The sequence below is a fragment of the Streptomyces sp. NPDC008079 genome, from assembly GCF_042957385.1.
In the GTDB taxonomy this organism is placed as follows: domain Bacteria; phylum Actinomycetota; class Actinomycetes; order Streptomycetales; family Streptomycetaceae; genus Actinacidiphila.
This window is the reverse complement of the sequence record NZ_JBIBIC010000018.1, coordinates 102,486-116,688: the sequence shown is the minus strand read 5'-3', so window position 1 is coordinate 116,688 and position 14,203 is coordinate 102,486. Positions and strand designations below refer to the sequence as shown.

The following is a 14,203-nucleotide window of genomic DNA, read 5'->3' as shown; positions in this document are numbered from 1 at the left end:
CGCCGCGCCCCCGGTCCCGTGCCGCCGGTGAGCCCGGTGGGATCAGCGGGTCCGCGGGGTCACGGGGTCAGTGCGTGTAGAGGTACACGAAGCCGTTGGCCTGGGAGCAGAAGTAGTTGGGACCCCAGAGCGCGACGCCCGCGGCGCCCGCCGCCTGGCACTGTTCCTGCGTGTAGTAGACGCCCGAGACGTGGAATTCGCCCGCGGCGCTGGCGGAGGTCGCGGCGCCGAGCGGGGCCAGGATCGCCACCGCGGCGGCGGCGAGCAGTCCGATGCGTTGTCTCACGTTCCAACTCCTTGAACAGGGTGATTCCCTGACAGACAGTCAGGGACCGTGCGGAGGTGGTGCGATTGCGCTCGCATGCTATCCGGGCGACCCGCTATAGGTCTATACCAATGCGGCGGCGCTGTGCCGACCGGCGGCCGGGCCGCCGTACCCGTCGTACTAAGGTCACGACGTATCCACCCACCTCGGCACGGAGGCCCCGCATGAAGGCGACCAAGGGTGCGGGCGCGCTCCTGCGACTGCGGAAGGTGAGCAGGACCTACGGGGAACGCAAGGCGCTGCTGCCGCTCGACCTGAGCCTGGCGCCGGGCCGCTGCACGGCCCTGTTCGGCCACAACGGCTCCGGCAAGTCCACCCTGCTGCGGATCGCCAGCGGCCGGGACGCGCCCACCTCGGGAGAGGCGCTGTTCGCGGGCCGCACCATGAGCGAGGACGACCCCGAGGTACGCGCCAGGGTCGCGGTCGTCGGCGACACCGTCGCCTGCTACCCGGACCTGACCGTCCGCGAGCACCTGGAGCTGGTCACCGTCGCGCACGCCGTGGACGACGCCGCCGCCTGGATCGACCAGGTGCTGGCCGACCGGCGGCTGTCCGACCACGCCAACGCCCTGCCGGGCTCGCTCTCCTCCGGCCAGATGCAGTCCCTGCTGCTGGCCGCCGCCCTCGTCCGCCCCCGCGACCTGCTCGTGCTCGACGAGCCCGAACAGCGCCTCGACCCCGACGCCCGGCGCCGCCTGGCCGAACTCCTCGTCGTGGAGAAGGCCGACGGCGTCGCCGTACTGCTCGCCACCCACCAGCCCGACCTCGCCGAGGCCGTCGCCGACCGCATGATCGCCCTGGAGGACGGCCGTGTGATCGCCACCGGCGCGCCCGCCACGGTCCTGCGCGAGCTGGGGCTGCGCCCGTGACGGCCGCGTCGATCCCGCCGCAGGCGGACGGCCGGGACCCGGTGGACGACGGCGACGACTCCGGCGTCGCGTCCGACGTCGCGTCCGACATCGCGTCCGACATCGGGGACCCGGACCCCGACGAGGTCTGGAGCGAGGAGGACGACGACCGGACGGCCGAGACGCTGGCCTGGCTGAAGCGCAAGCGCCGGGCACACCGCAGGGAACAGGGCCGGGACCTGGCCGTCCTGCTGTACTCCGTGCTGCTCGGCGGCATCGGGTACGGCAGCGGGGTGGCCGTGCACTTCCTGCGGGAGCTGGAGAACGGCGCGGACTACAGCGGGGTCGGCCGGGACCTCCAGCGCGGGCTGCCCGCGCTGTTCACGACCCTGACCGTCGCCCTCGCGCTCTTCGCGGCGCGCGACGCGCTGTGGCGCGGCCCGGTCGTCGTGCCGGGCCCGACCGTGGGCTGGCTGCTGGCCCAGCCGGTACGGCGGGCGGCGGTGCTGCGCCCGTGGTTCCGGCTCTCCGCCGGGATCGCGCTGATCCCCGGCCTGCTGGTGGGGGTCGCGGGCGGCGTCGTACTGCGCGTCACCGGGCGCGCGGCGATCGGCCCCGCACTGCTCGGGGTGCTCCCGGCCGCGCTGTGCCTGCCGCTGCTCGCGGTCGCGCTCGGCATGGCCGTCGAGCGGCGGCCCCGGCTGATCCGGGCCGTCCAGCGGTGGACCGCGCCCGCCGTCCTGCTGCTGGGCGCGCTGACCGCCCAGACCGTCCTGGCCGCGACCGGCCACCGCTCGTCGGTCCTGGAGTGGATCGAGCTGTGGTCGGGGCCGTGGGGCTGGGCCGCGCAGCCGGTCGTACGGGCCACCGGCGGCTCGGTGCCCGGCTGGCCCGCCGCGGTCGTGCTGCTGGTGGCGCTCACCGCCGTCGCCACCGTCCGCGCGTACGGGGACGCGGCCCGCGTGCCGACCACGCAGCTCAGGGAGCGGGCGGCGACGGCCACCACCGTGTCCTCCGTGATGTGGTCGATGGAGCTGCGCGCCGCCAAGCTGGCGATCATGGAGGCGGGCGGCGCGTCCACCGCCCGCGGGCTGCGGCTGCGTCCGCCGCGCGGGCGACTCGGCCGGCACTTCGTCGTCGAGTGGCGCGACCTGCTAGCGCTGCTGCGGGCCCCCGGGCGGCTCGGCAAGGCCGCCGTCTGGACCGCGTGCGGCGCCGCTACCGCGGGGCTCGGCGTGGACCTCGGCGGGGAGCGGCGAGTCGTCGGCCTCGTCCTCGGCCTGCTCTTCGGCTACATGGCGGTCGGCGCGCTCGCCGAGGCCGCGCGGCTGGAGACCGACGATGTGCGGCGGGCCGCCTGGGCGCCGTTCCGCTTCCGCACGCTGATGCTGCACCACGCCGTCGTGCCCGCCGTCCTCGGCGCGCTCCTCGGCCTGCTCGCCGCGGTCCCCTTCGCCGTAACCGGCACCCCCTCGGCGCTGCTGCTCATGCCCCTGTGCGCCCCGCCCTTCACCGCCGCCGCACTCTTCTCCGCGTGCCGCGGCCCCGCCCGCACCCAGCTCCTCTTCCTCGGCGGCGGCTCCCCCGTCGGCGGGCCCGGCCCGCTGATCTTCCTCGCCTGGTACGCCGCCGGGCCCCTCGTCTCCGTCACCGCCCTCGCCCTCCTCCTCGACCCGCCCCTCGTCCACGGCCTCCACCCCGGCTCCGCCGCCCAGCTCCTCCTCCCCACCGCCCTCCTCACCGCCCTCCTTCTCCTCCTCACCACCCGCGCCGCCGACCGCCTCATCCGCCACTGACCCCTCCGGGGGGTTCCCCAAAAAAGCCGGCGCCCTCGCGCAGGGCCAGGTCTTCAGGGGCGCGAGGAACTGCGCGCTCAGCCACGACGCTCCCGCACGTCACCACCCGCCCCAGCGGGGCAGACCGGTTGTCCCCGGACCACCGGCCCGGTGGGGCCGGGCCGCGCAGTTCCCCGCGCCCCTGACGAGGCACCGTCCTGCGCGAGGTGTCGGCGGAGGAGGGAGGCAACCTGATCGCCGCGAAGCGGCTCTTAGCGGGCGTGAAGGACCACCACAGCCCAGACCACCCCTCCCGCCGCTCCCTGCTGACGGCAGCGGTGGCGACGGCGGGAGCGACGGCCGCGGCAGCGGCCCTGAGCGGCTGCACCTCCCAGGCCCAGGACACCGCCCCGCGCCGGCTCCCGGCCCCGGCGGACCCGCTGGCGACGCAGCCGTACCGCCCGCAGGGCGACCCGCTGGTGCTCCAGGTGATGGCGCACCCGGACGACGACCTGTTCTTCATGAACCCGGACACGCTGCACTCGTTCCAGGCGGGCACGCCCGTGGTGTCGGTGTACGTGACGGCGGGCGAGTCGACAGGCGTCAACCACGAACCGTTCGGCCCGCGCAGGCGCCACCGCAGGGACCAGGCCGCGTACTCCTCCTCCCGCCACCAGGGCCTGCGGCAGGCGTACGCGACGATGCTGGGGCTGCCGCACTTCACCCGGTGGACCACCGACGTGATCGACGTCGGCGGCGGTCTGCACGCGGAGGTGGACGAGCTGCGGCACGGCGCGATGCACGCGCGCCTGGTGTTCCTCCAGGTGTCGATGCACGAGCTGAGCTCCAGCGCGAGCCTGCCGATGATGTGGGAGGTGCCGGGCACCGTACTGTCGTACGTGGTGGCGCAGAACGCGCCCGCGCCCGCCAACGGCCGCGGCACGTACACCCACCAGAAGCTGGTGGACGTCCTGGCCGGGCTGATGGAACGTTTCCGCCCGACGGAGATCAGGACGCTCGACCCGGACCCCGACATCCAGGTGCACGACAAGCGGCATCCGGCCGCCAGTGAGCAGCCCGGCTTCTCCGACCACCGGGACCACACCGCGACGGCGCTGTTCACCTGGAAGGCGATGGCGCAGTGGGTGTCGGAGTCGGCGAACGGCCCCGGCCGGGCGGTGCCCGCCTTCAGCACCACCGCGTACCGCGGCTACTACAACCACCACTGGCCGTACAACCTGCCGCCCGCGACCGTGGCGCTCAAGGCGCGCTTCCTCTTCCAGTACGGCGGCAACCAGGCGTGGCGCTGCGGGAATCCGGGCGGCTGCGGTGACTACGGCCAGGGCGAGAACGAGCCGCTGGCCAACCCCAAGGGGTGGATCCGCTCGACGCACCGCCGCTATCCGGGGGCGCGCCGGATCGTGGTCGGCGGGGCCGCGTACGAAGTGCTCGGTACGCGGGCAGTGCGGCGCGAGGAGACCCGGCCGGGCAGCGGGGTCTGGGGGCCGCCCCAGGATCTCGGCGGCGGGACGCTGGCCCCGGCGCTGTCCTGCGTGCGGACCCGCGACGGCGGCACCCTGCTGTTCGCGCTGCGCTTCGCCGTCCTGGAGGGGCACGGCGGGCCGAACACCCGCGACATCGTGATGTGGCGCGACGGGGGCTGGTCCTCGCTCGGCAGTCCCGAGACGCACCCGGACCGTACGCGCAGGACCGGTGCGCCGGTCGCCGTCGCGGCCCCTGACGGCACCGTGCACCTCTTCGCGCGCAACGCGGCCAAGGGGGTCAGCACCCGGGTGCTGACCGCCGGCGTCTGGAGCCCCTGGCGCGATCTCGGCGGCGCCGAGGTCCAGGACGGGCTGGCCGTCGTCACCGACCGCCGTGGCCGTATCCACGTCTTCGCCTCCGGCCACACCACCGTCCACCACTGGGCCCAGCCCAAGCCGGGCGGCGCCGTCGCCTACGCCCCCCTCCCGGCCCTCCCCGCCCCCGGCGGCCTCCCCTCCGCCGCCCTCACCCCCTCCGGCCCCCTGTCACTCCGCTACACCCTCCCCGCCACCCCCCGCGTCTTCCACCAGTCCCTCGCCCTCTAGGGCCTGACGGGGCGCAACGCAAAGGTGCCCCGGATCGCGGGAAGCGATCCGGGGCACCCTCGTTGGCTCAGAGCGAGCCGCAAGCCACTACTTGTTGATCTTCGTGACCTGACCGGCACCCACCGTGCGCCCACCCTCACGGATGGCGAACTTCAGGCCCTCTTCCATGGCGATCGGCTGGATGAGCTGGACGCTCATGGCCGTGTTGTCGCCCGGCATGACCATCTCGGTGCCCTCGGGGAGGGTCACGACGCCGGTCACGTCCGTGGTGCGGAAGTAGAACTGCGGACGGTAGTTGTTGAAGAAGGGGGTGTGACGGCCACCCTCGTCCTTCGACAGGATGTAGGCCTGGGCCTCGAACTCGGTGTGCGGGGTGACCGAACCGGGCTTGATGATGACCTGGCCGCGCTCGACATCCTCGCGCTTGATGCCACGGAGGAGCAGACCGACGTTCTCACCGGCCTGGCCCTCGTCGAGCAGCTTGCGGAACATCTCGATGCCGGTGACCGTGGTGGTGGTCTTGTCCTGCTTGATGCCGATGATGTCAACGGTCTCGTTGACCTTCAGCACACCACGCTCGATGCGGCCGGTGACGACGGTGCCACGACCGGTGATCGTGAAGACGTCCTCGATCGGCATCAGGAACGGCTTGTCGACGTCACGCTCGGGGGTCGGGATCGCGGTGTCCACGGCCTCCATGAGGCCGAGGAGCTTCTCGCCCCACTCCTTGTCGCCCTCAAGCGCCTTGAGCGCGGAGACGCGCACGACCGGCAGGTCGTCGCCCGGGAACTCGTACTCGGAGAGCAGCTCACGGACCTCGAGCTCGACGAGCTCCAGGATCTCCTCGTCGTCCACCATGTCGGCCTTGTTCAGGGCGACGACGATGTACGGCACGCCGACCTGGCGGGCCAGGAGCACGTGCTCCTTGGTCTGCGGCATCGGGCCGTCGGTCGCGGCGACCACCAGGATGGCGCCGTCCATCTGCGCCGCACCGGTGATCATGTTCTTGATGTAGTCCGCGTGACCGGGGCAGTCGACGTGCGCGTAGTGACGCGACTCGGTCTGGTACTCGACGTGCGCGATCGAGATGGTGATACCGCGCTGGCGCTCCTCAGGAGCCTTGTCGATCTGGTCGAAGGCCGAGGCCTCGTTCAGGTTCGGGTACGCGTCGTGCAGCACCTTGGTGATCGCCGCGGTAAGGGTCGTCTTACCGTGGTCGATGTGACCGATGGTGCCGATGTTGACGTGCGGCTTAGTCCGCTCGAACTTCGCCTTCGCCACTGGGGTCCTCCTGGGGAGTGGATCTGTACGCCTTGCTTCATCGGCGCCAGGTGATCTTTGCTGGAATGCGGACTGCCGGGGCACCCGCCGCGCACCGTCCGGTACACACCTTCCGGTTTGCGGCGGATTGCCCCGAAGCCTGCTGTCAAGCCTAAAGGGTGAAACGCGCTGAGGATTTCAGGCGTTACTCGCCCTTGGCCTTCGCGATGATCTCCTCGGCGACGTTCCGCGGAACCTCGGCGTAGGAGTCGAACTGCATGGAGTAGCTGGCCCGGCCCGAGGTCTTGGACCGCAGGTCACCGACGTAGCCGAACATCTCCGACAGCGGAACCAGGCCCTTGACGACACGGGCGCCGCTGCGCTCCTCCATGGCCTGGATCTGGCCACGGCGGGAGTTGAGGTCGCCGATGACATCGCCCATGTAGTCCTCGGGCGTGGTGACCTCGACGGCCATCATCGGTTCGAGGAGCACGGGGCTCGCCTTGCGGGCACCCTCCTTGAACGCCTGCGAACCGGCGATCTTGAATGCCAGTTCGGAGGAGTCGACCTCGTGGTAGCCGCCGTCGATCAGGGTGACGCGGACGCCCACCATCTCGTAACCGGCCAGGATGCCGAACTTCATGGCCTCCTGCGCACCGGCGTCCACCGACGGGATGTACTCGCGGGGGATGCGGCCACCGGTGACCTTGTTGACGAACTCGTAGGTCGCGTCGCCGCCTTCCAGCGGCTCCAGCATGATCTGCACCTTCGCGAACTGACCGGTACCACCGGTCTGCTTCTTGTGGGTGTAGTCAATGCGCTCGACCGTCTTGCGAATGGTCTCGCGGTACGCGACCTGCGGCTTGCCGACGTTGGCCTCGACCTTGAACTCGCGCCGCATACGGTCGACCAGCACCTCGAGGTGCAGTTCGCCCATACCGCCGATGATGGTCTGGCCGGTCTCCTCGTCCGAGTGGACCTGGAAGGAGGGGTCCTCCTCCGAGAGCCGCTGGATGGCGACACCCAGCTTCTCCTGGTCACCCTTGGACTTGGGCTCGATCGCGACCTGGATCACCGGCGCCGGGAAGTCCATGGACTCCAGGATCACCGGGCTCTTGTCGTCGCACAGCGTCTCACCGGTGGTGGTCTGCTTCAGGCCCATGACGGCGATGATGTCGCCCGCGCCCACCGACTCGATCTCCTCACGCTTGTTCGCGTGCATGCGGTAGATCTTGCCGATGCGCTCCTTCTTGCCCTTGACGGAGTTCAGCACAGCCGAACCCGCGTTCAGGCGGCCCGAGTAGACCCGGACGAAGGTGAGCTTGCCCAGGTGCGGGTCGCTCATGATCTTGAACGCGAGGCCGGAGAACGGCTCCTCGTCCGACGGCCGGCGCTTGATGATCTCGTCGGCGTTGCCGACGGCGTGGCCCTCGATGGCCTCGACGTCCAGCGGCGACGGGAGGTAGCGCACGACCGCGTCGAGCAGGGGCTGAACGCCCTTGTTCTTGAACGCGGTGCCGCAGAACACGGGGGTGACGGTGACGGAGTCCTTGGTCCCCTTGGAGGCCAGGGTGATCCGGCGGATGGCCGCGATCAACTGGTCCTGGTCGGGCTCCTGGCCCTCCAGGTACAGCTCCATCATGGCGTCGTCGTGCTCGGCGACGGCCTCGAGCAACTTGCCGCGCCACTCGTCGGCCGCTTCGACGTGGGTGTCCGGGATGTCGACGGTGTCGTACATCTCGCCCTTGGTCGCTTCCGCGGACCAGACCAGCGCCTTCATCTGGACGAGGTCGACCACGCCCTTGAAGTCGGCTTCCGCGCCGATCGGGAGCTGCATGACCAGCGGCACCGCGCCGAGGCGGTCCACGATCATGTCGACGCAGCGGTGGAACTCCGCGCCGGTGCGGTCGAGCTTGTTGACGAAGCAGATGCGGGGCACGCCGTAACGGTCGGCCTGACGCCACACCGTCTCGGACTGCGGCTCCACACCGGCGACACCGTCGAACACCGTGACGGCGCCGTCGAGGACGCGGAGCGAACGCTCCACCTCGACGGTGAAGTCGACGTGACCGGGGGTGTCGATGATGTTGATGGTGTGGTCGACATCATCGAGCGGCCAGTGACAGGTCGTCGCGGCCGACGTGATCGTGATGCCGCGCTCCTGCTCCTGCTCCATCCAGTCCATGGTGGCTGCGCCGTCGTGGACTTCACCGATCTTGTAGGAAACACCGGTGTAGAACAGGATCCGCTCGGTGGTCGTCGTCTTGCCCGCGTCGATGTGGGCCATGATCCCGATGTTGCGGACCCTGGCCAGGTCAAGCGAAGTGGTGGCCATGTGGCTCAGTCTTCTCTCGGTTTCGATGTGGGTGGTGACTACCAGCGGTAGTGCGCGAAGGCCTTGTTGGACTCGGCCATCTTGTGCGTGTCCTCGCGGCGCTTCACGGAAGCACCCAGGCCATTGCTGGCGTCGAGGATCTCGTTCATCAGACGCTCGGTCATCGTCTTCTCGCGACGGGCGCGGGAGTAACCGACGAGCCAGCGCAGCGCCAGCGTGTTCTGACGGCCCGGACGGACCTCGACCGGCACCTGGTAGGTCGCACCGCCGACGCGGCGGGACTTGACCTCAAGGGTCGGCTTGATGTTCTCCAGCGCGCGCTTCAGCGTGATGACCGGGTCGTTGCCCGACTTCTCACGAAGGCCCTCAAGGGCGCCGTACACGATGCGCTCAGCGGTGGAGCGCTTGCCGTGCAGGAGGATCTTGTTGACGAGCGACGTCACCAGCGGGGAGCCGTAAACCGGGTCGATGATGACCGGGCGCTTCGGGGCGGGGCCCTTACGAGGCATGCTTACTTCTCCTTCTTGGCGCCGTAGCGGCTACGAGCCTGCTTACGGTTCTTGACGCCCTGCGTGTCGAGGGAACCGCGGATGATCTTGTAACGAACACCCGGAAGGTCCTTCACACGACCGCCGCGCACGAGCACGATCGAGTGCTCCTGGAGGTTGTGGCCCTCACCCGGGATGTAAGCCGTGACCTCGATACCGCTGGTCAGCCGTACGCGCGCGACCTTGCGCAGCGCCGAGTTCGGCTTCTTCGGGGTGGTCGTGTACACACGCGTGCAAACGCCACGACGCTGCGGGGAACCCTTCAGCGCGGGCGTCTTGTTCTTCTCGACCTTGTCCTGCCGGCCCTTTCGGACCAACTGCTGGATCGTAGGCACCGTTTCTCCGGTTTCTGTGTGCCGATCTCGATAAATCTAACCTGGGGACCGACCCACGCGGTCGGGTGTGTCGCGGACCCCACACGAATCCGAACCAACGGAGAAGTGCGTATGTCGGGTGACGCGGCCTCGGTGCCCTCTCGCGGTCGCATGGCACGCGCGAGGACCCGGGCACACCCCAGGCACAAGGTCAGAGCGTACCTACCGCATCGGCTGCGGTCAAAACAAATGCAAACGCGCAGGCCGGTGACTACTCGAAGATTGCCACCACCCAGATCAGCGCCCAGAAAGCCAGCCCGAGATAACCGATCACCAACCCGGCGGTCGCCATCCCGTCACCCTGCTCACCGCGCTCGCGGATCTGCCGCTTCGCGGTGTGCCCGAGCACGACCGCGCCGATCGACGCCATCCCGAAGATCGGCGACCCGACCAATGAGCACACCAGTGCCCCGATCGCCGCCCCGTTCGTCTTCGGCACGGGCGCCACCGGCGGCGCGTACCGGAACGGCTGCGGCGCCCCGAACGTCGGAGGCACCGGATACGGCGAGGACGGCCGCGGAATGTCCGCTGTCAGCCGGTCCAAGTCCCCGTACGTACGCGCCGCGTAGGCACGCCCCAACCGGTCCTCGTACTCTTCCTGCTTCAACCGCCCCTCGGTGAACGCCTCGTTCAGCACGTTCACCGCGCGCTCTCTGTCCGCATCCCCGGCAAGCATGTATCCATAATGCCGCAGAGCGGCCATCCCCGAGAGGGATGGCCGCCCTGTGTGACAGCAACGGGACGAAACTCAGCCGTTGTACGGACCGTAGTCGTAGTCCTCCAGCGGAACGGCCTGGCCGGAGCCGGTGCCGAACGGGCTGTAGTCGATGTCGTCGTAGCCGACGGCCGAGTACATCGCGGCCTTGGCCTCCTCGGTCGGCTCCACCCGGATGTTGCGGTAGCGGGCGAGGCCCGTACCGGCCGGGATCAGCTTGCCGATGATGACGTTCTCCTTCAGGCCCAGCAGCGAGTCCGACTTGGCGTGGATCGCCGCGTCGGTCAGCACCCGGGTCGTCTCCTGGAAGGAGGCGGCCGACAGCCAGGACTCCGTGGCCAGCGAGGCCTTGGTGATACCCATGAGCTGCGGACGACCCGAGGCCGGGTGACCGCCCTCGGAGACCACACGCCGGTTCTCGGTCTCGAACCGGCCGCGCTCGACCAGCTCGCCGGGCAGCAGCTCCGCGTCGCCGGACTCGATGATCGTCACCCGGCGCAGCATCTGCCGGATGATGATCTCGATGTGCTTGTCGTGGATCGACACGCCCTGCGAGTTGTAGACCTTCTGGACTTCCTGCACCAGGTGGATCTGCACCTGGCGCTGGCCCAGAATGCGCAGCACGTCGTGCGGGTTGGTGGCACCGAAGGTCAGCTTCTGGCCGACCTCGACGTGGTCGCCCTCGCCCACCAGGAGCTTGGCGCGCTTGGAGATCGGGTAGGCGATCTCCTCGGCACCGTCGTCCGGGGTGACGACGAGCTTCTTCGTCTTCTCGGTCTCCTCGATCCGCACCCGGCCGGACGCCTCGGAGATCGGGGCGACACCCTTCGGGACACGGGCCTCGAACAGCTCGACGACACGCGGCAGACCCTGTGTGATGTCGTCACCGGCCACACCACCGGTGTGGAAGGTACGCATCGTGAGCTGGGTGCCGGGCTCACCGATCGACTGGGCCGCGATGATACCGACGGCCTCGCCGATGTCGACGAGCTTGCCGGTGGCCAGCGAACGGCCGTAGCAGTACGCGCAGGTGCCGACGGTCGACTCGCAGGTGAGGATCGAGCGGGTCTTGACCTCCTCGACACCGTGCCGCACGAGCTGGTCGATCAGCACGTCACCGAGGTCGACGTTGGCGGGCGCGATGACCTTGCCGTCCACCACGACGTCCTCGGCGAGCATGCGGGCGTACACGCTGGTCTCGACGTCGTCCGTCTTGCGCAGCGAACCGTCCGCGCCGCGCTCGGCGATCCGCAGCTTCAGACCGCGCTCGGTGCCGCAGTCCTCCTCGCGGATGATCACGTCCTGCGAGACGTCCACCAGACGACGGGTCAGGTAACCCGAGTCGGCGGTACGCAGCGCGGTGTCGGCCAGACCCTTACGGGCACCGTGGGTGGAGATGAAGTACTCCAGCACGGACAGGCCCTCACGGAAGGACGCCTTGATCGGACGGGCGATCGTCTCGTTCTTGGCGTTCGACACCAGGCCACGCATACCCGCGATCTGACGCATCTGCATCATGTTTCCGCGGGCCCCGGAGTCCACCATCATGAAGATGGGGTTGGTCTTCGGGAAGTTCGCGTTCATCGCCACGGCGACCTCGTTGGTCGCCTTGGTCCAGATCGCGATGAGCTCCTGAGTGCGCTCGTCCTTGGTGATCAGACCGCGCTCGTACTGCTTCTGGACCTTCTCGTCCTGGGCCTCGTAGGAGGCGATGATCGCCTTCTTGGCCTCGGGCACCACGATGTCCGTGACGGACACGGTGACACCGGAACGGGTCGCCCAGTGGAAGCCCGCCGCCTTCAGGTTGTCGAGCGTCGCCGCCACGATGACCTTCGGGTAGCGCTCGGCGAGGTCGTTGACGATCTCGGAGAGCTGCTTCTTGCCGACCGCGTAGTCCACGAACGGGTAGTCCTCGGGCAGCAGCTCGTTGAAGAGCGCGCGGCCCAGGGTCGTCCGCAGCCGGAACGTGTCGCCGAGCTGGTACGGCTCCTCGCCCTCGGTGGGCTCCGGCGGCACCCAGCCGCGCGGCGGGACGGTGCCCACCGGGAAGCGGATGTCGACCGGCGCCTGCATCGACAGCTCACGGCCGTCGAACGCCATGATCGCCTCGGCGGTCGAACCGAACGCCCGGTTCTCCCCGATGACCTCGCGCTCCTCGGAGTCCGTGGTCAGGAAGAACAGACCGAGCACCATGTCCTGGGTCGGCATGGTGACCGGACGGCCGTCGGCCGGCTTGAGGATGTTGTTCGAGGACAGCATCAGGATGCGGGCCTCGGCCTGCGCCTCCGCGGACAGCGGGAGGTGCACGGCCATCTGGTCGCCGTCGAAGTCCGCGTTGAACGCGGTGCAGACCAGCGGGTGGATCTGGATGGCCTTGCCCTCGACGAGCTGCGGCTCGAAGGCCTGGATGCCCAGACGGTGCAGGGTCGGTGCGCGGTTGAGCAGCACCGGGTGCTCGGCGATGACCTCTTCGAGCACGTCGTACACGACCGTACGGCCGCGCTCGACCATGCGCTTGGCCGACTTGATGTTCTGCGCGTGGTTCAGGTCCACCAGGCGCTTCATCACGAACGGCTTGAAGAGCTCCAGCGCCATGGCCTTGGGCAGGCCGCACTGGTGCAGCTTGAGCTGCGGGCCGACGACGATCACCGAACGGGCGGAGTAGTCGACGCGCTTGCCGAGCAGGTTCTGCCGGAAGCGGCCCTGCTTGCCCTTGAGCATGTCGGACAGCGACTTCAGCGGACGGTTGCCGGGGCCCGTGACCGGGCGGCCGCGACGGCCGTTGTCGAAGAGCGCGTCGACGGCCTCCTGGAGCATGCGCTTCTCGTTGTTCACGATGATCTCGGGGGCGCCGAGGTCGAGAAGCCGCTTCAGGCGGTTGTTGCGGTTGATGACACGGCGGTACAGGTCGTTGAGGTCGGAGGTCGCGAAGCGGCCACCGTCGAGCTGCACCATCGGACGCAGGTCCGGCGGGATCACCGGGACGCAGTCCAGCACCATGCCGTTGGGCTTGTTGGTGGTCTGGAGGAAGGCGGAGACGACCTTGAGGCGCTTGAGCGCCCGGGTCTTCTTCTGGCCCTTGCCGGTACGGATGATCTCGCGGAGGCGCTCGGCCTCCTCCTCCAGGTCGAAGGACTCCAGGCGCTTTTGCAGCGCCGCGGCACCCATCGAACCCTGGAAGTACGTACCGAAGCGGTCGCGCAGCTCGCGGTAGAGCAGCTCGTCGCCCTCCAGGTCCTGGACCTTGAGGTTCTTGAAGCGGGCCCACACCTCGTCGAGCCGGTCGATCTCGCGCTGCGCACGGTCGCGGAGCTGCTTCATCTCGCGCTCGGCGCCTTCGCGGACCTTGCGGCGGACGTCGGCCTTGGCGCCTTCGTTCTCCAGCTCGGCCAGGTCGGCTTCCAGCTTCTTCTGCCGGCCCTCGACGTCGGAGTCACGGCGCTGCTCGACCTGCTGGCGCTCGACGGAGACCTGGGCCTCCAGCGACGGCAGGTCGCGCGTGCGGCGCTCGTCGTCCACCCACGTGATCATGTACGCCGCGAAGTAGATGACCTTCTCCAGGTCCTTCGGGGCGAGGTCGAGCAGGTAGCCGAGGCGCGACGGAACGCCCTTGAAGTACCAGATGTGCGTGACGGGCGCGGCCAGCTCGATGTGGCCCATCCGCTCACGACGCACCTTGGCGCGAGTGACCTCGACGCCGCAGCGCTCACAGATGATGCCCTTGAAGCGGACCCGCTTGTACTTCCCGCAGTAGCACTCCCAGTCCCGGGTCGGGCCGAAGATCTTCTCGCAGAAGAGCCCGTCCTTTTCCGGCTTGAGCGTGCGGTAGTTGATGGTCTCCGGCTTCTTCACTTCGCCGTGCGACCAGGTACGAATGTCGTCCGCGGTGGCAAGGCCGATCCGCAGCTCGTCGAAGAAGTTGACGTCGAGCAC

The 14,203-nt window shown here is 69.4% G+C and carries 10 protein-coding genes; 3 read left to right on the top strand and 7 right to left on the bottom strand.

Going from position 1 to position 14,203, the window contains the following annotated elements; genetic code table 11:
- Nucleotides 1–67: 67 nt before the first annotated feature.
- Nucleotides 68–286: a hypothetical protein gene (locus tag ACFZAM_RS29490; protein ID WP_355340225.1), complete on the bottom strand. Its 219-nt coding sequence runs from the start codon at nucleotides 284–286 to the stop codon at nucleotides 68–70.
- Nucleotides 287–489: 203 nt separating this feature from the next.
- Here ACFZAM_RS29490 and ACFZAM_RS29485 point away from each other — a divergent pair, with 203 nt between their 5' ends.
- The 3 genes from ACFZAM_RS29485 to ACFZAM_RS29475 all read left to right on the top strand — a co-directional run bounded on the left by ACFZAM_RS29485 (nucleotide 490) and on the right by ACFZAM_RS29475 (nucleotide 5,038).
- Nucleotides 490–1,194 (top strand): ATP-binding cassette domain-containing protein, encoded by a 705-nt coding sequence (locus tag ACFZAM_RS29485; protein ID WP_391050421.1) that lies wholly within the window; start codon nucleotides 490–492, stop codon nucleotides 1,192–1,194.
- Complete coding sequence (locus ACFZAM_RS29480) at nucleotides 1,191–2,969, top strand: hypothetical protein (protein ID WP_391050420.1); 1,779 nt, start codon at nucleotides 1,191–1,193, stop codon at nucleotides 2,967–2,969. Before ACFZAM_RS29485 ends, ACFZAM_RS29480 begins: the two co-directional genes overlap by 4 nt.
- Before the next feature lie 206 nt (nucleotides 2,970–3,175).
- Nucleotides 3,176–5,038, top strand: a complete 1,863-nt coding sequence (locus ACFZAM_RS29475) for a PIG-L family deacetylase (RefSeq protein ID WP_391050419.1) — start codon at nucleotides 3,176–3,178, stop codon at nucleotides 5,036–5,038.
- Between the two features lie 87 nt (nucleotides 5,039–5,125).
- Here ACFZAM_RS29475 and tuf read toward each other — a convergent pair whose 3' ends face one another.
- The 6 genes from tuf to ACFZAM_RS29445 all read right to left on the bottom strand — a co-directional run bounded on the left by tuf (nucleotide 5,126) and on the right by ACFZAM_RS29445 (nucleotide 14,203).
- Nucleotides 5,126–6,319 (bottom strand): elongation factor Tu, encoded by a 1,194-nt coding sequence (gene tuf, locus ACFZAM_RS29470; protein WP_355340236.1) that lies wholly within the window; start codon nucleotides 6,317–6,319, stop codon nucleotides 5,126–5,128.
- Between the two features lie 184 nt (nucleotides 6,320–6,503).
- On the bottom strand, nucleotides 6,504–8,633 hold the full coding sequence (gene fusA, locus ACFZAM_RS29465; protein WP_355340239.1) for an elongation factor G: 2,130 nt from the start codon (nucleotides 8,631–8,633) through the stop codon (nucleotides 6,504–6,506).
- A gap of 38 nt (nucleotides 8,634–8,671) precedes the next feature.
- Nucleotides 8,672–9,142 carry a 30S ribosomal protein S7 gene (gene rpsG / locus ACFZAM_RS29460; RefSeq protein ID WP_093713199.1) on the bottom strand — a complete coding sequence of 157 codons (471 nt, stop codon included), beginning with the start codon at nucleotides 9,140–9,142 and terminating at the stop codon, nucleotides 8,672–8,674.
- Nucleotides 9,143–9,144: 2 nt separating this feature from the next.
- Nucleotides 9,145–9,516 (bottom strand): 30S ribosomal protein S12, encoded by a 372-nt coding sequence (gene rpsL, locus ACFZAM_RS29455; protein WP_014144289.1) that lies wholly within the window; start codon nucleotides 9,514–9,516, stop codon nucleotides 9,145–9,147.
- Nucleotides 9,517–9,766: 250 nt separating this feature from the next.
- Nucleotides 9,767–10,231: a DUF1707 and DUF4190 domain-containing protein gene (locus ACFZAM_RS29450; RefSeq protein ID WP_366823801.1), complete on the bottom strand. Its 465-nt coding sequence runs from the start codon at nucleotides 10,229–10,231 to the stop codon at nucleotides 9,767–9,769.
- A 72-nt stretch (nucleotides 10,232–10,303) separates the two neighbouring features.
- Complete coding sequence (locus ACFZAM_RS29445; RefSeq protein WP_355340247.1) at nucleotides 10,304–14,203, bottom strand: DNA-directed RNA polymerase subunit beta'; 3,900 nt, start codon at nucleotides 14,201–14,203, stop codon at nucleotides 10,304–10,306.

Coding starts and splice junctions, on each gene's coding strand:
- ACFZAM_RS29485 (WP_391050421.1), top strand. CDS start 490: ATGAAGGCGACCAAGGGTGCGGGCGCGCTCCTGCGACTGCGGAAGGTG.
- fusA (WP_355340239.1), bottom strand. CDS start 8,633: ATGGCCACCACTTCGCTTGACCTGGCCAGGGTCCGCAACATCGGGATC.
- rpsG (WP_093713199.1), bottom strand. CDS start 9,142: ATGCCTCGTAAGGGCCCCGCCCCGAAGCGCCCGGTCATCATCGACCCG.
- ACFZAM_RS29450 (WP_366823801.1), bottom strand. CDS start 10,231: ATGCTTGCCGGGGATGCGGACAGAGAGCGCGCGGTGAACGTGCTGAAC.